Consider the following 19,187-nt stretch of genomic DNA (forward strand, 5'->3'; position numbering starts at 1 on the left):
ACCAAGATGACCCAACGCCTCAACGCCCTCCAGGCCGGCCCCGCCGCGATCGACGCCGTCCTGGCCCTGTCAAAATACACTCAGGACACCGGACTGGAACACAGCCTGCTCGAACTGGTGAAGATGCGCGCCTCCCAGATCAACTCCTGCGCCTATTGCCTGCATATGCATGCGGCCGACGCCCGCAAAGCTGGAGAAAGCGAGGCGAGGCTTTACCTGCTCAGCGCTTGGGAGGAATCGGAACTCTACACCCCGCGCGAGCGCGCCGCGCTGGCCTGGACGGAGGCGCTGACACGGCTTTCCCAGGGCGCCCCGAGCGACGAGGCCTTCGCCGAATTGCGTGAGCATTTCAGCGAGGTCGAATGCGTCAATCTTTCGGTGGCGATCGGTACGATCAACCTCTGGAACCGCATCAATGCCGGCTTCCGCACCCGGCATCCGCAGGACCGCAGCCGGCTCGCCGCCGCATGATCGCGCGACCGGACAGCCCATCCAGCAACGCGTTCGAGCAGCACAGGCCATTCCTGATCCGGCTGGCCTATCGCATGCTCGGCTCGGTCAGTGATGCCGAGGACGTGGTGCAGGATGCCTGGCTGCGCTGGCACGAGGCCGGACAGGAAGACATCATCAACCCGCGCGCCTATCTGGCGCGCGTGGTGACGCGGCTCTGCCTCGATCAGATGAAATCGGCCCGCAGCCGGCGCGAATTCTATGTCGGAACCTGGCTTCCGGAGCCGATCGTCGAGAGCCTCGGTAGCGGCGAGCCGGTGGATGACGAACTCGATGCACCGATCGCGCTGATGCTGGCGCTCGAACGGCTCTCGTCGCTGGAGCGGGCCGCTTTCCTGCTGCACGACATCTTCGATATCGGCTTTGCCGAAATCGCCCGCATGCTGGAGCGCAGCGAGGCCGCCTGCCGCCAGCTCGCTACTCGGGCGCGCCAGCATGTCCGGCTCGACCTGCCCCCGCGCAACAGCGTCTCTCGCGAGGAGGCGGCGCGCTATGCCGAGGCCTTCTTCAAGGCCTCGCATCAATCCGACCCGACCCTGCTGCAGCAACTGCTCGCACGCGATGTCGTCCTGCACAGCGACGGCGGCGGCAAGGTGGCGGCCTCGATCAACCAGATCTTCGGCCTCGACAAGGTCGCGCGCTTCTTCGCAGGCATTGCCCAGAAGGTCGCAAGGCTCGGTCTCGCGACCACGCGCTATGAGCCCGTGCTGATCAATGGCCTGCCGGGCTATATCAGTCTCGAACGTGGCGAGACCTTGCAGGCAACCGCGCTCGATATCCGCGACGGCCTGATCCAGGCCATCTATGTCATCCGCAACCCCGACAAACTGCGGCATGTTTCGCTGCCGGACGGCCCGGATCACGGCTCGCTCTAGAGCGTTTCCGAGCGAAGTGGATACCGGTTCGCGTAAAGAAAATGCGATAAAACAAAGAGTTAGAGCATTTCCGCGTTTCGGAGAAACGCGGAAATGCTCTAGATCAGCAGCCACGCGCCGGCGATCAGCGTCGCCTCACCCGCAAGCACGGCGAGCATCACCCTGCGCCGGTCGAAGAGCATGATCGCCAGCGCGACAGTGAGCGCACCGACCCGCAAGCCCAGGGGCGCCGCCGCCAGGGCGCCGGGCGGCACGATCATCAGCTTGGCGACGACGCCGGCCAGGAGCGCGGTCGCGACCGCCCTCACCCATTCAAGCGCCGGAGAATCGGGCGGGATGCGCCGCGCGAAGGCAACCGCAAGCCAGCGCCAGATCTCGGTCGGCAGCACGGCAAAGAGCAGCAAGGCGAGATAGGGCCAGTAGGCGCCGTCCAGGCCGGGAATCGGCGGCGTCATGCGGCCCTCCCGCGCCTGCGGCCGATCAGGAAGGCGATGCTGCCGGCGATCACTCCGGCGACGATCAGATCGAAGCCGCCGCCGATGAAACGGTCGCAGATCGGCGCGAGCGCAAGGCCGAGCACCATGGCCGCGATGTCGCCGCGATGCCGGATGCCGGCCGCCAAGGAAACCAGGAAGAAGATCGGCGTCAGGCAGAGCAGCCCCGCTGCAAACGGAATCGGCAAGGCGTTGACGAGATAATAGCCCGAGAAAGTGCCGATCGCGCTGACGGCCATGCAGGTGTTGGCGAAGCCGAGGAAATAGGCGACGCGCTGCGGCGGCGGCACGGCAGGCAAGCGCCGCAGGCCCTCCGTCCAGGCCGTCACGGCGACATAATGCGACAGGGCAAGCTGGAGCCAGACGCTTTGCCCGGGCCGGCGCAGCAGGGGCAGGATCGCGACGGTCATCGGCAGGAAGCGCAACGAGGCGAAACCGATCGCGATTGCAATCGCGCTCCAGGCCGCGCCGGCGGCGATCGAGGCGAAGAAGATCACCTGTGACGGCCCGGCCCAGACCAGCATGGTCGACAGCACCGCCACCTCGACGGGATAGCCGACATCCCGCGCCAATGAACCGATTCCGACGAGCCCGAAGCCGACCACCCAAGCCGGCAGGGAGAGCGCATCGCGCATGCCGGCCAGCGCCACACGCTGCCAGCTCCAATCGGCCGATACGCTCATGAAGGGATGTGCACGCTTGCCCGATAGCCGCCGAGGACCATACAGCCCCCGTTTTCATACGGGCGCTGCAAGCGTTCTAACCCGCACGATCCAGCAAACCGATATCCGACGTCGCGCGGTCAGCCCTGCGTCAGTTGCAACAGACCGGCAGTCTGGAGGCGGGACCTCAGCGGCCGCCCTTCATGATGATGCCGATGAGCTCGTTGCCGAAATCGATCAATTCCTTGGGCACGCCGCCAACGGCCTTTACGCCGAGATAGATCAGGTAGACGAAGGCCGGCACGAGAATCCAGCCCAGGATCTCCTCGAACAGCTTGCGCCGCCGGCGGCGCTGCTCGCGCTTCTCGAACCATCCGAGCTTCTGCTTGCGCGCCGGAGGCTCCGGCGCGGTTTCCGGCGCCTGCGCCAGAAGGGGGGCGGGTTTTCGCTTGAACCACACGGTCTCAGGCCTTGGTCAGAGGAACTTTCGGTACGGTCCTGACAAGACGCTGCGTCTTCGGCGCCTCGGGAGCGCCGCCGGGCTTGCCAGCGGAGCCGCCTTTGGCAGGTCTCTTCGGTGATGTCGAGACCACAGGCTCGCTAGCCGCCTTGGCGCGCGGCTTGCGCTCGCGCTTTTCTCCTGCTGCGGCGACGTCCTTTTCGGGCTTCGGCTTCACCGGCCCTTCCGGGAATTCGAGCCCCAGCACCTTGATGCCAGTCTCGGACTGGACGACCACGACCTTGACCGCGCCGCCATGCTTCAGACGTCCGAACAGGACTTCGTCAGCGAGCGGCGTCTTGATGGTCTGCTGGATCAGCCGGGCCATCGGGCGGGCGCCCATCGCCTCGTCATAGCCGTTCTCGACCAGCCATTCGCGCGCCTCGTCGCTCAGTTCGATCGTGACGTTGCGATCGGCAAGCTGGGCCTCGAGCTGAAGCACGAACTTGTCGACGACGCGGGCCACGACCGTCTTCGGCAGATGGCTGAAGGAGACGACGGAATCGAGCCGGTTGCGGAACTCCGGCGCGAACAGCTTGTTGATCGCCTCGGTGTCGTCGCCCTCGCGCTTCTGGCGGGTGAAGCCATAGGCGTTGCGGGCCATGTCGGCGGCGCCGGCATTGGTCGTCATGATCAGGATGACGTTCCTGAAATCGACCTGCTTGCCGTTATTGTCGGTCAGTTTGCCATGATCCATGACCTGCAACAGGATGTTGAACAGGTCGGGATGGGCTTTTTCGATCTCGTCGAGCAGCAGCACCGAATGCGGATGCTGGTCGATCTTGTCGGTCAGCAGCCCGCCCTGGTCGAAGCCGACATAGCCGGGAGGCGCGCCAATCAACCGCGAAACGGTGTGGCGCTCCATATATTCCGACATGTCGAAGCGCACGAGTTCGACGCCCAGCGACAAGGCGAGCTGACGCGCGACCTCGGTCTTGCCGACACCGGTGGGGCCGGCGAAGAGATAGCAGCCGATCGGCTTCTCGCCGTCGCGCAGGCCGGCGCGCGCCAACTTGATCGACGAGGACAGGGCCTCGATCGCCTTTTCCTGGCCGTAAACCGTGCGCTTCAGCGTGCTCTCGAGATTGCGCAGCACCTCGGCGTCGTCCTTGGAGACGGTCTTGGCCGGGATACGCGCCATGGTCGCGATGGCGGCCTCGACCTCCTTTACGCCGATGACCTTCTTGCGCTTGTTCTCGGGCACCAGCATCTGCGAGGCGCCGGTCTCGTCGATGACGTCGATCGCCTTGTCCGGCAGCTTGCGGTCATGGATGTAGCGGGCCGAGAGCTCGACCGCCGCCTTGATGGCGTCGGCCGTGTAGCGCAGCTTGTGGAACTCTTCGAAATAGGGCTTCAGCCCCTTCAGGATCTCGATCGCATCGGGGATCGACGGCTCGTTGACGTCGATCTTCTGGAAGCGGCGCACCAGCGCCCGGTCCTTCTCGAAATACTGGCGATATTCCTTGTAGGTGGTCGAGCCAATGCAGCGCAGCCCGCCAGAGGCCAAAGCCGGCTTCAGCAAATTGGAGGCATCCATCGCGCCGCCCGAGGTCGCGCCCGCGCCGATCACCGTATGGATCTCGTCGATGAACATGATCGCCTTGGGGTGGGCCTCGATTTCCTTCATCACCTGCTTGAGGCGTTCCTCGAAATCGCCGCGATAGCGCGTACCGGCCAACAGCGTGCCCATGTCCAGCGAGAACACTGTCGCGTCCTCCAGGACCTCCGGCACCTCGCCGCGGATGATCTTGAGCGCCAGGCCCTCAGCGATGGCGGTCTTGCCGACGCCGGGCTCGCCGACCAGCAGCGGGTTGTTCTTCTGCCGGCGGCAAAGGATCTGGATGGTACGCTGGACCTCGGCCTCGCGCCCGATCAGCGGATCGATGCGGCCATCGCGCGCCTTGCGGTTGAGGTTGACGCAATAGGCGTCGAGCGCACTTTCCTTCTTCTTCTTGTCCTTGTCGGCGTCGTTGCCCTGGTCGGCGGCGCGAGAATCGCGCTGCTGCTCAGGCTCCTCCTCAGCGCCGCGCACGGGCTTGGCCTCGCTCGCGCCGGGGCGCTTGGCGATGCCATGGCTGATGTAGTTGACCGCGTCGTAGCGGGTCATGTCCTGCTCCTGCAGGAAATAGGCGGCATGGCTCTCGCGTTCGGCGAACATGGCGACGAGCACGTTTGCACCGGTCACCTCCTCGCGGCCCGAGGATTGGACGTGGATCACGGCGCGCTGGATCACGCGCTGGAAACCCGCTGTCGGCTTGGAATCATCGCGCCCGTCGGTGACGAGGTTGGTCAGCTCCGCGTCGATGTAATCGACGAGATTGCGCCGCAGCGTGTCGAGATCGACGCTGCAGGCGCGCATGACCGCCGCAGCGTCCTGGTCGTCGACCAAAGCGAGCAGCAGATGTTCCAGCGTGGCGTATTCGTGGTGGCGTTCATTGGCGAGGGCAAGAGCCCGGTGAAGCGCCTGTTCGAGACTGCGCGAGAAACTCGGCACGGATAGCGCTCCTATTCCGATGTCAGAGGTGAGACCGAATCCAGATCGTCCAAACGCAAGGCTACTTCTTCTCCATCACGCATTGCAGCGGGTGCATGTGCTTGCGTGCAAGATCCATGACGAGTGTCACCTTGGTCTCGGCGACCTCGTATGTGAAGACACCGCATTCGCCGACGCCGTTCTGATGCACATGCATCATGATCAGCGTCGCCTCGGCGCGGTCCTTGTTGAAGAAGCGTTCGAGAACGTGAACGACGAACTCCATCGGCGTGTAGTCATCGTTCAGCAGCAGCACCCGGTAGAGATTGGGTTTGCGCGTCCGCGTCCGCGTCAGGACCGCGGTCCCTGTCCCGTCCCGGCCGCCATCTGACGGCGCGTTGGGGCGCTTGGGGCGCTCGACCATCTCGGCGGACGAACGTGGCGCAATCACGGCGCACGGATCCGCGCCGCCCTTTGCCTCACCCGTCATCGTCGCTGCTGTTCTCAAGATCGTTTCCCGGCGTTCCCACCCGACATAATGCTTCGTCCGCGAATTTACAGACCTCGCGGCTGCTTCGCCAGTCCGTTTGACGTGATGCCTCCCAAGATTGCAGTGCACGGCAGCTCTCGCTTGACCCGCCCATGCCCCGGACCTAGAGGCTGTTATGAACCACGAGGATGATTTGATGAGGTCAAAACGGCGGAGATGGGAGGAGCATTGCGCAGGCGATACCACCGGTATCGGCAAGCGATGCGACGCTGCAGCTCCGACGTTTTCACCTCACCCATAGGGCGCGGCGCTTTTGCGCGACTGCTGTGTCGTTCTTCGTAGCAAACCGGAAGGTTTGCGTCCTCGAACTCCTGGCATTCGCACAAAATCGCCAGCGTCAAATCGTCCTCGTGGTTCATAACAGCCTCTAAGCCCGGCGGGCATCCTCGCCCAGGAACCTTGCCCAGGAACCTCGCCCATGACCGCCAACGCCATCGTCAGCATCGGCTCCGACCTCGCCCGGCCGGTCCGTTTCGGCAACAGCCTGCCGCTTTCGCTGATCGCCGGTCCCTGCCAGATGGAAAGCCGCGAGCATGCGCTCGAGATGGCCTTCGCCCTGAAGGAAATCTCGGAACGTCTGGACATCGGCATCGTCTTCAAGACCTCTTTCGACAAGGCCAACCGCACCAGCGCCCGGGGCCAGCGCGGCATGGGTCTCGAGGCCGCCCTGCCCGTCTTCGCCGAGATCCGCGAGCGCACCGGCATGCCCGTCCTGACCGACGTGCATGAAGCGAGCCAATGCGCCGCCGTCGCCGAGATCGTCGACGTGCTGCAGATCCCGGCCTTTCTCTGCCGCCAGACCGATCTCCTGGTCGCGGCGGCCAAGACCGGCCGCGTCGTCAACGTCAAGAAGGGCCAGTTCCTGGCGCCCTGGGACATGGTCAATGTCGCCGCCAAGATCACCGAGAACGGCAATCCCAATGTCATGCTGACCGAGCGCGGCGCCTCCTTCGGCTACAATACGCTGGTCTCCGACATGCGCAGCCTTCCGATCATGGCCGAGATCGGCGCGCCGGTGATCTTCGACGCCACCCATTCGGTGCAGCAGCCGGGCGGCAAGGGCTCCTCTTCCGGCGGGCAGCGCGAATTCGTGCCGGTGCTGGCCCGGGCCGCCGTCGCCGTCGGGGTCGCCGGCGTCTTCATCGAGACCCACCCCGATCCGGACAAGGCCCCCTCGGACGGCCCCAACATGGTGCCGCTGGCCGACTTCCCTGCGCTGATTGCAGAGCTGCAAGGCTTTGACCGGCTTGCCAAGGCACGAGCCTTGCCTACGCTGGCTTATGTCTGAAAGCTCTGCCGCCGCGCCACCCCCTGCCTCGCTACGCCCACTCCTCCTCGTTCTCGGAGCCTGCGGCTTCGCATCGACCTTCACGATGCGGATCGTCGACCCGCTGATTCCGACGCTGGCGAACGAATTCGCACAGACCGTGCCGCAGATCGTGGCGATGGTGACGGCGTTCTCGCTGTCCTATGCGCTGGGCCAGCCTTTCCTCGGTCCGATCGCCGATTCGATCGGCAAAGTCCGCACCATCCTGATCTGCCTGATCGTCCTGGCTACGCTCTCGACCACCGCAGCCTTCTCCTGGTCCTACGAAACCATGACCGTGCTGCGCGCGCTGACCGGCATCGCCTCGGGCGGCGTCATTCCCATCGCCATGGCGGCGATCGGCGATCGCGCCCCGATGCAGGAGCGCCAGGTCGCGCTCGGACGCTTCCTCGTGCTGATGATCGTGGGGCAGATGTCGGGCTCTGCCTGCTCCGGCCTGATCGCGACCCATGCCGGCTGGCGCGCGGCCTTCCTGTCGGCGGCGGCCATCGCTGTCCTGGCAGCTCTTCTCGTCGCCTTCGTGCTGAAGCCGCGCCGCAATGTCGCGCGCCAGCCCTTGAGCCTCTCGGGCGCGATCGCGAACTACAAGACGGTGTTCTCAAACCCCAAGACCAAGCTGCTCTACGGCCTCGTCATCACCGAAGGCACCCTGCTCTTCGGCATCCCGTCCTATGTCGCCGCGATCCTGGCCGAGCGCTCGGGCGTCGGCCCGGCACAAGCTGGCCTCGCCATCGCCGGCATGGGCTTCGGCTGCCTGGTTTATGGGCTTCTGACCCGGATCCTGGTCGAGCGCCTCGGCCCCTCTCTGATGACGCGCGTCGGCGGCGCCATCTGCGCCTGTGCGCTCGCGCTGTTTGCCTTCGACTGGCCCTGGTGGAGCGCAATCATCCTGTTCAGCTTCCAGGGTTTCGGCTTTTTCCTGCTGCATGGCACCTTCCAGGCGCAGGCGACGGAGCTGGCGCCGAGCGTGCGCGGATCGGCGGTCGCCCTGTTCGCCTGCTGCTTCTTTCTTGGGCAGGCGATGGGGCCGGTGGTGATGGGCGTGCTGATGCACCTCATCGGCACCAGCGCCGCGATCGTGATCTTCGCCATCGCGATCGCCACGCTGGGGCAGCTCACGCCGCGCATTCTGCCGCTGGCCGGCAGCCGAACCTGATCAGCGACCGCGATAGGGCGCGACGCCCTGATCGGGCAACCAGAGGCCCTTGGGCGGCTCCCCTGTTTGCCAGAACACGTCGATCGGGATGCCACCGCGCGGATACCAGTAGCCGCCAATGCGGAACCAGACCGGCTGCAACAGTTCGACCAGCGTCTTGCCGATATTGACGGTGCAGTCCTCGTGGAAGGCGCCATGGTTGCGGAAAGCGCCGAGATAAAGCTTCAGCGACTTGGATTCGACCAGCCAGTCGCCCGGCAGATAGTCGATCACCAGGATGCCGAAATCGGGCTGGCCGGTGACCGGGCAGATCGAGGTGAATTCCGGGCAGGTGAAGCGGGCGAGATAATTCGTGCCGGCATGGGGATTTGGCACGCGGTCGAGGCGCGCCTCCTCCGGCGAGGCGGGCAAGGCGCTGTGCTGGCCGAGTTGCAGGGTCGAGGCGTCGAGGGTCATCGCGAATGCTCCTTGAAGGCGGCCTTTTATGACCTCGGAGCCGCAAACGCCACCCGCCCCTTTCCGTTCGGCGCTGCGTTGGCTAGAAGCGCGCCATCACTCCTGTCCTGCAGTTCTCCGGAGCCTCCCATGACCGCGATCATCGATATCATCGGCCGCCAAATCCTCGACAGCCGCGGCAACCCGACCGTCGAGGTCGATGTCGTGCTCGAAGACGGCTCGATGGGCCGCGCCGCCGTGCCCTCCGGCGCCTCGACCGGCGCGCATGAGGCTGTCGAGCTGCGCGACGGCGACAAGAGCCGCTATCTCGGCAAGGGCGTGCTCAAGGCGGTCGAGGCCGTCAATGTCGCAATCGCCGAACAGCTCGTCGCCATGGACGCCGAGGATCAGGTCGCCATCGATGCGGCGATGATCGAGCTCGACGGCACCCCCAATAAGTCGAAGCTCGGCGCCAACGCCATCCTGGGCGTATCGCTCGCCGTCGCCAAGGCCGCAGCCGAAGCCTCGGGCCTGGCGCTCTACCGCTATGTCGGCGGCACGCAGGCGCGTGTCCTGCCGGTGCCGATGATGAACATCGTCAATGGCGGCGCCCATGCCGATAATCCAATCGACTTCCAGGAATTCATGGTCATGCCGATCGGCGCGCCCTCCTTCGCGGAGGCACTGCGCATGGGCTCGGAGATCTTCCACACACTGAAGAAGGCGCTGCACGACGCCGGCCACAACACCAATGTCGGCGATGAGGGCGGCTTCGCGCCGAACCTGAAATCGGCGGAAGCCGCGCTCGATTTCGTCATGCAGGCGGTCGAGAAGGCCGGCTACAAGCCCGGCGAGGACATCGCGCTGGCGCTCGACTGCGCCGCGACTGAGTTCTTCAAGGACGGCTCCTATGTCTATGAAGGCGAACGCAAAACCCGCGATCCCAAGACGCAGGCCAAATACCTTGCCAAGCTCGTCGGCAATTATCCGATCGTCTCGATCGAGGACGGCATGGCCGAGGACGACTGGGAGGGTTGGAAGGCGCTGACCGACGCGATCGGCTCGAAGTGCCAGCTCGTCGGCGACGACCTCTTCGTCACCAACGTCACGCGCCTGTCGCGCGGCATCAAGGCGAAGACGGCAAACTCGATCCTGGTCAAGGTCAACCAGATCGGCACGCTGACCGAGACGCTGGCTGCCGTCGAGATGGCGCAGCGCGCCGGCTATACCGCTGTGATGTCGCATCGCTCGGGCGAGACCGAGGATTCGACCATCGCCGATCTCTCGGTCGCGACCAATTGCGGGCAGATCAAGACAGGCTCGCTCGCCCGCTCCGACCGGACGGCGAAATACAACCAGCTTCTGCGTATCGAGGAAGAGCTGGGCGCCCAGGCGGTCTATGCCGGGCGTAGCGCGCTGAAGGCCCTCGCCTGAGGCGCTGAAGAAAACGCGTTAAAACAAAGACCTAGAGCAATTTGACGATCCAATCGGATCGGAAATTGCTCTAGTCAGACACACTAAAGGCGCGGCAACAGGCTGGACGCCCGCGACAGCGTCCAGAAACCCGCCGCGCCAACTGTTCCAACCGCGCTCGACACCACGTCGCCGACACGCGCGACCGGCTCGGGCACGGCCCGGCCGAGGATCGTCGACGCCGGCCGCTCCACAGCCGCAGGTTCAAACCCGTCCGACACCGAAGCGGCCTCGACCACCTGGACAGCCGGCAAGATCAGCCGAGGCGCTGCTTCCGCGACCTGATGCGAGCGCTCACCCGCCAGCGCGGTCTTCTCGCCAACCGGCGCGGTCTTGCGGGCCGGAGGCTGCACCTGAGCCGTGCGCGCATGAACCTCCGCAGTCACGACCGGGCCGGGCTGAGGCGCCGGCGGCAATCCGATCTCGGGCTGCGCCCAGGCCACGGCCATCGGCATCGCCGAAGCAGCCGGCACGATCAGGCCGCGCCCGCTCAGCGATTGCGCCAGCGCCTCGCCGCCCCCCGCATCGTGATGACGCTCCCTGATCTTGCCGTCCGGCGCAACGGGAGAGATCCAGCCCTGAGATTCGGCCTTCGCCGCGATCAGGCCAGGCGCAGTCGTGACCGCCTCGGGCAAAGCGAGAAAAGCCGCTGCGACCGCAGACGCCACGATCGAGACCGCGGCCTGGTTGCCGACATGGCCGAGAAAGCGCTTCGAACCGGCGAATGCGGAGGAAAGGGTCATATTCGGTTCTCCATGAACCTGCCCAGAGAGCCGCCTGCAGCCGGCGCGAGAAAGGCCGAAGCAAGGTGCAATTGCGATCGATTACCTCGGTTTGTTTCTGCTGCGCCGCAAAGTCTCTGCTGCGCTGCGAAAAATCGCACAGCTCCCATGCATCCCACCCTCTAACGGGAGAGACGACCGAAGCGATAACAAGGGGGCATGCACAAGGTCGCACCGCTTTCGGAGTCCATGCTGGCGCGAGACCGCCTGCGCTGGCGGCTCGCCTTCGGCGGCATGGTCGTGGCCATGGTGATCTTCGGCGCGAACTTCGTCGTCAGCCGGCAGGCCATCCTCAACGGGCTCAGCCCGCATGACTTGCTGGCGCTGCGCTTCGGCACGGCCGGGCTCATCCTGCTGCCGACCTTCCTTTCCGGAGGCCTCTCCACTTGCGGAGGGGTCGGCTGGGGCCGGGGCGCAACGCTCGCGATCATGAGCGGGCTGCCGATGAGCTATCTGCTGCTGACCGGACTGACCTATGCGCCGGCGGCCCATGGCGCGACGATCGGCCCGGGACTGGTGACGGTGATCGGCATCGTCGGCGGCGTCATTCTGTTCGCCACGGTGCTGACACGGCAGCTCGTCCTCGGCATCGGCGCGGTGCTCTTCGGGCTCGCCTGCCTTGCCATAGCGGGCAGCACGCACACCAATCCCACGATCCTTCTCGGCGATCTCTGCTTTCTCGGCGTCGGGCTGATCTGGGGATGCTACCCCTTGCTGATCCAGCTCTGGCGCGTCGATGCGCTGAAGGCGACCGCGATCGTCTCGGTGCTGTCGATGGCCTACCTGCCCTTTTACGCGCTGTTCTATTTTCGCGGCTTCGATGTCGCACCCTGGTGGGTCATCGTGCTGCACGCCATCAATCAGGGCCTGCTCAACGTGATCCTGGGCCTGTGGATATGGAGCTGGGCCGCGCGCGTGCTGGGCCCGGCCGTGGTTGGCCGTTTCCCGCCGATGATCCCCGTCATCGGCACGCTTTTGGGCATCCCCGTCCTCGGCGAGATCCCGAGCGGCCTCCAGATTGTCGGCATCGGGCTGATCATCGGCGGCTTGCTCATCGCCTCCTGGCGGCGCTCAGCCCCGGCCGCGCTTGAGCTGCATCAGGCCGAGATTCCAGACTATGCAGATGGCGAGCCCCAGCCCCAGCGATAGGCCGGAACCGAGCGCCACGGCGCTGAGATGGACGCTGCCGATCGCCAGCCCGAAGCCAATCAGCCCGAGTGCGCTGTTGGCGATGACGGCAGCCATGGCCGGCCCGCCGATGCGCGGCTGAAGCATCCCGATCATGCTCGACAGCACGACTGGAAACGCCGCGAGCACGCCCGACCAGGCCGGGCCGACATGGCTGCTGACAGTAGTTACGGTGCCCGCCAGCATGGCGACAGCGCCTGCGCGCAGCGGGATCGCATACCAGGGCCGGGCCGACACCGCCTTCGGCCGCGCCGCGAGATAGGGCCGGAACAGCCGGTGCAGCGCGCCGAAGCCGGCGACCGTGGCGCAGATCAGTACGATGAAGGACGGTTCGAGTGCCCGCAGCGTCATCGCAGCGACCAACCAGGCCGCCAGCGCCGCACCAAGGCTGAGCAACGTGCCGAAGCGCTGAGCCAGCAGGACATAGGCCAGCGACAACCCGGTATTGGCGAGATTGGCGGACATGCTGCCAAGCGCACCGGCCGCCAGGAAAGCGGGCTCGTGCTCCAGCGCGAGGAAGACATAGACCGGTCCCGCCGAGATCGGCAGCGTCGCGATCATCGCCGCGACCATCGGCCCGGAGCGCTCAGCCAGCAGCGAACAGCCGACGACGACCGACGCCGCGACCGCCATCTTGGCGAATAGCAGGAAAAACCAGGGATCGATCACGCCGGCTCGCCGACGGTTTCTCCTCGCGCCCAGCCTTCCTTGGTCTCGGCGATGAAATCCTGGAGCCGCCCCTCAGCGATCGCGGCGCGCAAGCCCGCCATCAACTCCTGATAATAAGCGAGATTGACCCAGGTCAGCAGCATCTTGCCGAGCATCTCCTCGGACTTGACGAGGTGGTGCAGATAGGCGCGTGCATAGCCGTTCGCAGCTTGGCAGGACGATTGCGGGTCGATCGGCCGCGGATCCTCGGCATGCTTGGCGTTCTTCAGATTCATCCGGCCAAAGCGCGTGAAGATCTGGCCATGGCGGCCGGCGCGCGTCGGCATCACGCAGTCGAACATGTCGATGCCGCGCGAGACCGCCTCGACGAGATCGTCGGGCGTGCCGACGCCCATCAGATAGCGCGGCTTCTCCGTCGGAAGATGCGGCTCGACCGTCTCGATCATCGCCAGCATGACGTCCTGCGGCTCGCCGACGGCCAACCCGCCGATGGCGTAGCCCTTGAGATCCATGGCAACGAGTTCGCGCGCACTCTCGATCCTGAGCGCCGGCACGGCCCCGCCCTGGACGATGCCGAAGAGCGCCCGCCCTGCCGGATTGCCGAAGGCTGCCTTGCAGCGCTCCGCCCAGCGCAGCGATAGACGCATCGCTTTTTCCGCCACCTTGTCCTCGCAAGGCAGCGAGACGCATTCATCGAGCTGCATCACAATGTCGGAGCCGAGCAGGTTCTGGATCTCGACCGAGCGCTCGGGAGTGAGCACATGCTTCGAACCGTCGATATGCGACTGGAAGGTGACGCCCTCCTCCGTCAGCTTGCGCAGCTGGGAGAGTGACATCACCTGGAAGCCGCCGGAATCGGTCAGGATCGGATGCGGCCAGTTCATGAACTTGTGCAGGCCGCCGAGTTTCGCGACGCGCTCCGCGCCCGGCCGCAGCATCAGATGATAGGTGTTCCCGAGCACGACATCGGCGCCGAGCGCCTTGACCTGTTCGGGATACATGCCCTTGACGGTCGCGGCAGTGCCGACCGGCATGAAGGCAGGCGTCCGAATGACGCCGCGCGGCATGCGGATCTCGCCGGTGCGGGCCGCGCCGTCGCGGGCGGCGAGATGGAAGCTGAAATCGGTTGTCATGGCCAGCGACTTAGCGCGGACCGAGGCGAGACAAAAGCGGTACTACCGTGCCTCGCCCATGCGGCGCTCGCGCGGCCGAACTCAGGCTGACGGCTGGTCTCGATAGGACTGGCGCAGGGCGAGAACGAGAATCGACACCGTCAGCCACAGCCGGACGGTGGCGAAGAGGAAGACGAAGCCGAAATAGAGCCCGTTTTTGACCGGCATCGGGATGCCTTCCTGCTGCCAGATGATCCAGATCAGGCCCCGAAACCAGGTTTGCACGGGATGCAGCAGGATTGAGATGACCGCGACCAGGAGAACGGCCGGAACCAGCCAGAGCGCCCGCGCGGCGAATTGGCCGATCGCCCTGAACAGGCTGGGCTTGGCGGCCTCATCCACCTGCAGCACCATGAGCAGCAGGAGTGCAGCCACGACGGCGCTCCACAGGCGCCCGATATGCGTCAATTGATCGAAGGCGATACCGTCAAAGCCGAACATAAGCTGCTCGGGACGATCGACGACGAGCGACAGCTTGGCGACGAGGGCAGCCACAATCAGCAGGCCCAGCACCGGCAGCAGGACGGTACGCGCCATCGCCAGTTGCTGCCTGAACCCGAGGCGCCCCAGACCGCTTCTGCCGTCGCTGATCAGCACCATCCGCCAGGCTACGATGACGAAAGCCAGCAGCAGCGCGACATTGGCGAAGATCCCCGCCGGAATGGACAATGGGCCGCCGGCAAAAGACAGGAACCGCATCGAGGATGCGAGCATCAGCCAGGGTACGGCTTCCAGCAAGCGGAATGGACCGTAAGACACCGATGGCAGCACGGCTTGGCGCAGGGCGCGGGAGGTCATCATGCGCGGCATCATGACATGGTCATTCAACTGGACGTTGAAACGATCCGTTCAAATTGTCCCGATCGCCGTGTGCCTGCCGAAGCACTACGCCGTGATGGTCGCATAGATCTCCGGCTTGAAGCCCACCAGCGTCTTGCCGCCGAGATCGAGCACCGGGCGCTTGATCATCGAGGGTTGGGCCAGCATCAACGCGATTGCCTTTCCTGCATCCAGCCCCTGCTTGTCGGCATCAGGCAAAGCGCGAAAGGTCGTGCCGGAGCGGTTGAGCACCGTTTCCCAGCCATGCTCATCGACCCAGCGCTTCAGGGAGGCGCGGTCTATGCCGCTCGCCTTATAGTCGTGGAAGGCATGGGCAACGCCCCGCGCCTCGAGCCAGCTGCGCGCCTTCTTCATCGTGTCGCAGTTCTTGATGCCGTAGATCGTGATCGTCATATCCGCCTCGAATCCCTCTAGCGTCGCGCCAGTTTCTCATAGCGCTTGATCAAGCGCTCGCGCTTCAGGCGCGAAAGCCTGTGAATCCAGAACATGCCGTCGAGCTGGTCGATCTCATGCTGGAGGCAGACTGCGAGCAAGCCCTCAGCGTCCTCGGAGCGCTCATTGCCGTCCCGGTCCCGGTAGCGGACCGACAGCTTCGCATGCCGTTCGACCTCCTCGGTCACGCCCGGCATGGAAATACTGCCCTCCTCATGCCGGATTATCTCCTGGGAAGCCTGGACGATCTCTGGGTTGATATAAACCCGGACGCCATTCGCGCCCGGCAGCTCGATCACGACGACGCGACGCGCGCAGCCGATATGCAGGGCCGTGATGCCAATGCCGGGAGCCGCCCGCATCGTGTCGACGAGATCATTGACGAGCGCGGCGAGCTCAGCGTCGAAATCGACGACCGGCTCGGCCGGCAAACGCAGCCGCGCATCGGGATAGCTGACGATTGCGCGCACCGTCATGGCGAGCAGACCGCTTCGCGTCCACCCGCAAGCCGCATCATCTCAACCTCGTTCGACTGTTCAGAAGGCATCGCAACCTGTTGGAATATCGTACTATCTGAATCGGACTGACGACTTCAGCATCACCGCTACGGTAGGCGTTCCGGTAGCCCCTGCCCGCCAAGGCGTCCAGTCGGGACTTCATTGGGCATGATAGCCCGCGCCTTCGCATTGTCAGGCTTTGCAGAGCCACATTGCTTCGATCTCGACCCTCGCGGCGTCACGCGCCGTCGAATTCCTTGCGGAATTTTTCGCTGACCGCGACGCTCTCGCGGAACCGGCCGATCGAGAAGGGTTCGAGCGGCGTCGCTGTCCCTCCGTCGACGATCATCTCGCTCAGGCAAAGCCCGACGCCCGGCCCGATCTGGAAGCCATGGCCGCAGAAGCCGAAAGCGTGGAAGAGGCCCGGCATCGTCAGGCTAGGGCCGATCACCGGGATCATGTCGGGCAGATAGCCCTCGATTCCGGACCAGACGCGGATGACGTGGCATTGCGCCAGGATGGGGGCAACCCTGGCGAGAGCGCGCATCGCGGCCAATGTCTTGGCTGGAGGGACAGGCGCGCGATGATTGACCGGATCGGCTGCCGTGCGCGGATAACCCGCGAGGATGATGTTGCCGCGCGGGATCTGCCGGAAGATCACCGAGCCGTCGATAGCCTGGATCGAAGGCTCGATCAGATAGGGAAAGGGCTCCGTGACGAATTGCGGCGGGCCTGCCGGGACAATCGGCGCGGTCTCGCCGAAGCGCTCGGCGATCGCGACCGCCCAGGCACCCGCCGCATTGACGAGAGCACCGCAGCTCCACTGCGCGCCACCGGCCGTCTTCACCGAGAAACCGTCGCCGCTGCGTGCGACATCGCTGACGCAGGCATTCTCGCTGATGGTCACGCCCAGCGCTCGCGCGGCGCGCGCGACGGCGGGCGTCACCAGCCTCGGATTGGCGGTCGCGTCGCGCGCCGAGAAGGTCGCGGCCACCGCCCGCTCGCTCAGCCAGGGCCAGCGCTTGCGCAGCTCGGACGATCCCAGGCGCTCGATGGCGAGGCCATGCGATTCGGAGACTTGCGCATAGCCTTCGAGCTTCGCCCGCTCCTCGTCGTCATAGGCGAGATAGAGATGGCCGGTCTGCGCGAACTCGCAATCCTCGCCGATCAGCGTCGCGATCTCCTCCCAAAGCGCCTGCGAGCGCAGCGACAGAGGATATTGACCGGGAAAGCGGCCCTGGAGCCGCAGATTCCCGAAATTCGTGCCGCTCGATTGCGCGCCGACAACGCCTTTCTCGATCAAGACCACACGCTGCTTGCGCCGAGCAAGGAAGAAGGCGGTCCAGACGCCGATCAGCCCACCGCCAACGATCACCACATCCGCTGTGTGCCTGCTCATAGCGCTTCGCCCGCCACGGAGAGCGCTATCGGCTTGACCGGCGCCTGCGCCCGCAGCCGGCCGGCCTGTTCGCCTGCGATCCCGGCTGCGCCCGCGACGATCTCCTGCAGCGCCGGGCCGCAGACACGGCCCTGGCACCGCCCCATGCCGCAGCGTGTCATCGCCTTGACCCGGTTGATCTCGACCGGGCCGAGCTGCTGCGCCATCGCTTGCCTGATCTCGCCGATGCGGACCTCCTCGCAGCGGCAGAGCATCACCTCATCCGGCAAGGCGCGGATCTGTGCGACTGGCCATGCAAAAGCTTGCGCCAGCCCCTTCTGGAAGCTGCGCAGCCGAGCGAGCCTGCGGCGGAGGACAAGGCGCACCCGCTCGTCGACCGGCTCGCCCAAATCGGCGAGCAGCGCCATCGCAGCGAGCCCGCCGCTGGCCTCGGCTGCGTCGGCCCCGCCGATCGCCGCCCCATCGCCGGCGAGATAGAGCCCCGGCGCGGCACGCCCGTCAGCGTCGCATTGTGGCAGCCAGAGCCGGAAGGCCTCGTCGAAGCGGAGCGTCGCACCGGCGAGTTCGGCCAGTTGCGTCTCGGGCTTAAGACCATAGCCCAACGCAATGGCATCGCAGGGAAAGCATCGCTCGCGCCCACGCCGGTCACGCAGGATCAAGGCTTCGACATGGCCGTCGCCGACCACCTTGACCGGTGTCACACCGTGCAGGACCGGAACGCCTGCCAGCATCGCACCACCCAGATAGGACAGGCCGCGCCACAGCGTGCGCGGCGAACGGGCCAAGGCCGGCAGCGCTGCCAGCTTGCGCGCGAAAGGCGTGGTGTCGGCAATGGCCACCACCTCGCCGCCGAGCTTGCGGTATTGCGTTGCCGCGAGAACCAGCAAAGGCGACGAGCCGAGGAAAGCGACGCGCCGGCCGATCAGGCAACCCTGATCCTTGAGCGCGACTTGCGCTCCACCCAGCGTAAACACGCCCGGCAGCGTCCAGCCCGGGAACGGCGCAATCTTGTCCATGGCGCCGGTTGCAAGCACGAGCGCGTCGAAACGCAGCGTCGAGGCAACACCCGCCTGGACCACATGGAGCGTACGATCCTCGACCGCCCAGACCAGCGTCTGCGGACGATAGTCTATCTGCGGCAACAACCCGGCGAAGCGGGCATGCAGCGCCTCGTATTTGCCGGCCTCCGTGCCCATCAGCGCCGCCATGTCGAGATCGAGACCGGACGACGGTCGGCGATAGCCCTGGCCGCCGGCCTGCCGCCCCTCATCGAGCAGCATCACGCGATGACCATGCGCGCAAAGGCGCTCCGCAGCATTGATGCCGGCCGGACCGGCGCCGACGACAACGATCTCAGCCACGCAAGGCATCCACCCCTGGCGGCTGGCTACGCAAGACCATGCCTGCCGTCGCGTTGGTGGTGCAGGCGCGCAATCGCCCAGCCGTATCCGACCAGATCCAACAGTCCTGGCAGGCCCCCATCAGGCAGAAGCCGGCGCGTGGCTCGCTGCCGAGTTCCGTGCGCCGCAGGAACGAGCGCTGCGTCAGCAGAGCGGCGAGCAGGCTCTCGCCTTCAGACGCCTCCACGGCCTCTCCGTCGAAATGGAGCATGATGCGCGGCCCTTGCCGCGACACGGCCCGCACGAACTGGCCGGCGTGATCATCCATCCCCGTCTCCGCATCATTCTATCGCAATGCGATAAGATAATGCGGATGATGATAGGCGCGCAGCCGTGCTGTCAAGCCGCGTGCAG

At 65.5% G+C, this 19,187-nt stretch carries 21 protein-coding genes; 6 read left to right on the top strand and 15 right to left on the bottom strand.

What is annotated here, in order from left to right:
- The first annotated feature begins 6 nt into the window (after nucleotides 1–6).
- Both BMZ97_RS04855 and BMZ97_RS04860 read left to right on the top strand, forming a co-directional pair.
- Nucleotides 7–471, top strand: a complete 465-nt coding sequence (locus BMZ97_RS04855) for a carboxymuconolactone decarboxylase family protein (protein ID WP_092166635.1) — start codon at nucleotides 7–9, stop codon at nucleotides 469–471.
- Complete coding sequence (locus BMZ97_RS04860; RefSeq protein ID WP_092166006.1) at nucleotides 468–1,385, top strand: sigma-70 family RNA polymerase sigma factor; 918 nt, start codon at nucleotides 468–470, stop codon at nucleotides 1,383–1,385. Before BMZ97_RS04855 ends, BMZ97_RS04860 begins: the two co-directional genes overlap by 4 nt.
- Before the next feature lie 98 nt (nucleotides 1,386–1,483).
- Here the strand turns inward: BMZ97_RS04860 and BMZ97_RS04865 are convergent, their stop codons facing one another.
- From BMZ97_RS04865 to clpS, 5 genes are all read right to left on the bottom strand, one after another.
- Nucleotides 1,484–1,840 (bottom strand): AzlD domain-containing protein, encoded by a 357-nt coding sequence (locus BMZ97_RS04865; protein ID WP_092166008.1) that lies wholly within the window; start codon nucleotides 1,838–1,840, stop codon nucleotides 1,484–1,486.
- The gene (locus BMZ97_RS04870) at nucleotides 1,837–2,562 is read right to left on the bottom strand and encodes an AzlC family ABC transporter permease (RefSeq protein WP_092166010.1); all 726 of its coding nucleotides are present in this window, start codon (nucleotides 2,560–2,562) and stop codon (nucleotides 1,837–1,839) included. The genes BMZ97_RS04865 and BMZ97_RS04870 overlap by 4 nt, the downstream gene beginning before the upstream one ends.
- A 166-nt stretch (nucleotides 2,563–2,728) precedes the next feature.
- Entirely contained in the window at nucleotides 2,729–3,001 is a 273-nt protein-coding gene (locus BMZ97_RS04875; protein ID WP_092166012.1) for a hypothetical protein, read from the bottom strand.
- A gap of 4 nt (nucleotides 3,002–3,005) precedes the next feature.
- The gene (gene clpA, locus BMZ97_RS04880; RefSeq protein ID WP_092166014.1) at nucleotides 3,006–5,534 is read right to left on the bottom strand and encodes an ATP-dependent Clp protease ATP-binding subunit ClpA; all 2,529 of its coding nucleotides are present in this window, start codon (nucleotides 5,532–5,534) and stop codon (nucleotides 3,006–3,008) included.
- A gap of 61 nt (nucleotides 5,535–5,595) precedes the next feature.
- Nucleotides 5,596–5,937 carry an ATP-dependent Clp protease adapter ClpS gene (gene clpS, locus BMZ97_RS04885; protein ID WP_069693843.1) on the bottom strand — a complete coding sequence of 114 codons (342 nt, stop codon included), beginning with the start codon at nucleotides 5,935–5,937 and terminating at the stop codon, nucleotides 5,596–5,598.
- A 544-nt stretch (nucleotides 5,938–6,481) separates the two neighbouring features.
- On the opposite strand from clpS, the gene kdsA reads away from it, so the two are divergent.
- Both kdsA and BMZ97_RS04895 read left to right on the top strand, forming a co-directional pair.
- The gene (gene kdsA / locus BMZ97_RS04890; protein ID WP_092166016.1) at nucleotides 6,482–7,351 is read left to right on the top strand and encodes a 3-deoxy-8-phosphooctulonate synthase; all 870 of its coding nucleotides are present in this window, start codon (nucleotides 6,482–6,484) and stop codon (nucleotides 7,349–7,351) included.
- Complete coding sequence (locus BMZ97_RS04895) at nucleotides 7,344–8,546, top strand: MFS transporter (protein WP_092166019.1); 1,203 nt, start codon at nucleotides 7,344–7,346, stop codon at nucleotides 8,544–8,546. Before kdsA ends, BMZ97_RS04895 begins: the two co-directional genes overlap by 8 nt.
- On the opposite strand, the gene queF is transcribed toward BMZ97_RS04895, so the two are convergent.
- The gene (queF, locus tag BMZ97_RS04900) at nucleotides 8,547–9,002 is read right to left on the bottom strand and encodes a preQ(1) synthase (RefSeq protein WP_092166021.1); all 456 of its coding nucleotides are present in this window, start codon (nucleotides 9,000–9,002) and stop codon (nucleotides 8,547–8,549) included.
- Between the two features lie 129 nt (nucleotides 9,003–9,131).
- Here queF and eno point away from each other — a divergent pair, with 129 nt between their 5' ends.
- Nucleotides 9,132–10,415 (top strand): phosphopyruvate hydratase, encoded by a 1,284-nt coding sequence (gene eno, locus BMZ97_RS04905; protein WP_092166023.1) that lies wholly within the window; start codon nucleotides 9,132–9,134, stop codon nucleotides 10,413–10,415.
- An 83-nt stretch (nucleotides 10,416–10,498) separates the two neighbouring features.
- On the opposite strand, the gene BMZ97_RS04910 is transcribed toward eno, so the two are convergent.
- The gene (locus BMZ97_RS04910; RefSeq protein ID WP_092166036.1) at nucleotides 10,499–11,197 is read right to left on the bottom strand and encodes a hypothetical protein; all 699 of its coding nucleotides are present in this window, start codon (nucleotides 11,195–11,197) and stop codon (nucleotides 10,499–10,501) included.
- A gap of 228 nt (nucleotides 11,198–11,425) precedes the next feature.
- Here BMZ97_RS04910 and BMZ97_RS04915 point away from each other — a divergent pair, with 228 nt between their 5' ends.
- Entirely contained in the window at nucleotides 11,426–12,385 is a 960-nt protein-coding gene (locus BMZ97_RS04915; protein WP_175525427.1) for a DMT family transporter, read from the top strand.
- On the opposite strand, the gene BMZ97_RS04920 is transcribed toward BMZ97_RS04915, so the two are convergent.
- From BMZ97_RS04920 to BMZ97_RS04955, 8 genes are all read right to left on the bottom strand, one after another.
- Nucleotides 12,308–13,093, bottom strand: a complete 786-nt coding sequence (locus tag BMZ97_RS04920) for a hypothetical protein (RefSeq protein WP_244546231.1) — start codon at nucleotides 13,091–13,093, stop codon at nucleotides 12,308–12,310. The genes BMZ97_RS04915 and BMZ97_RS04920 overlap by 78 nt on opposite strands.
- Nucleotides 13,090–14,226 carry a tRNA guanosine(34) transglycosylase Tgt gene (tgt, locus tag BMZ97_RS04925; RefSeq protein ID WP_092166040.1) on the bottom strand — a complete coding sequence of 379 codons (1,137 nt, stop codon included), beginning with the start codon at nucleotides 14,224–14,226 and terminating at the stop codon, nucleotides 13,090–13,092. Before tgt ends, BMZ97_RS04920 begins: the two co-directional genes overlap by 4 nt.
- Nucleotides 14,227–14,307: 81 nt before the next feature.
- The gene (locus BMZ97_RS04930; RefSeq protein WP_139221154.1) at nucleotides 14,308–15,066 is read right to left on the bottom strand and encodes a hypothetical protein; all 759 of its coding nucleotides are present in this window, start codon (nucleotides 15,064–15,066) and stop codon (nucleotides 14,308–14,310) included.
- An 84-nt stretch (nucleotides 15,067–15,150) separates the two neighbouring features.
- Nucleotides 15,151–15,498: an ArsC family reductase gene (locus BMZ97_RS04935; RefSeq protein WP_092166044.1), complete on the bottom strand. Its 348-nt coding sequence runs from the start codon at nucleotides 15,496–15,498 to the stop codon at nucleotides 15,151–15,153.
- Between the two features lie 17 nt (nucleotides 15,499–15,515).
- Nucleotides 15,516–16,013 (bottom strand): peptide deformylase, encoded by a 498-nt coding sequence (locus BMZ97_RS04940; protein ID WP_092166057.1) that lies wholly within the window; start codon nucleotides 16,011–16,013, stop codon nucleotides 15,516–15,518.
- 259 nt (nucleotides 16,014–16,272) lie between these two features.
- Nucleotides 16,273–17,433 (bottom strand): NAD(P)/FAD-dependent oxidoreductase, encoded by a 1,161-nt coding sequence (locus BMZ97_RS04945; protein WP_092166058.1) that lies wholly within the window; start codon nucleotides 17,431–17,433, stop codon nucleotides 16,273–16,275.
- Nucleotides 17,430–18,794 (bottom strand): NAD(P)/FAD-dependent oxidoreductase, encoded by a 1,365-nt coding sequence (locus tag BMZ97_RS04950; protein ID WP_244546232.1) that lies wholly within the window; start codon nucleotides 18,792–18,794, stop codon nucleotides 17,430–17,432. Before BMZ97_RS04950 ends, BMZ97_RS04945 begins: the two co-directional genes overlap by 4 nt.
- A complete protein-coding gene (locus tag BMZ97_RS04955) occupies nucleotides 18,787–19,101 on the bottom strand; it encodes a (2Fe-2S)-binding protein (protein WP_092166060.1) in 315 nt (104 codons plus the stop codon). The genes BMZ97_RS04950 and BMZ97_RS04955 overlap by 8 nt, the downstream gene beginning before the upstream one ends.
- Between the last annotated feature and the right edge of the window lie 86 nt (nucleotides 19,102–19,187).

This window comes from Allobosea sp. OK403, assembly GCF_900113835.1.
Classification (GTDB): domain Bacteria; phylum Pseudomonadota; class Alphaproteobacteria; order Rhizobiales; family Beijerinckiaceae; genus Allobosea.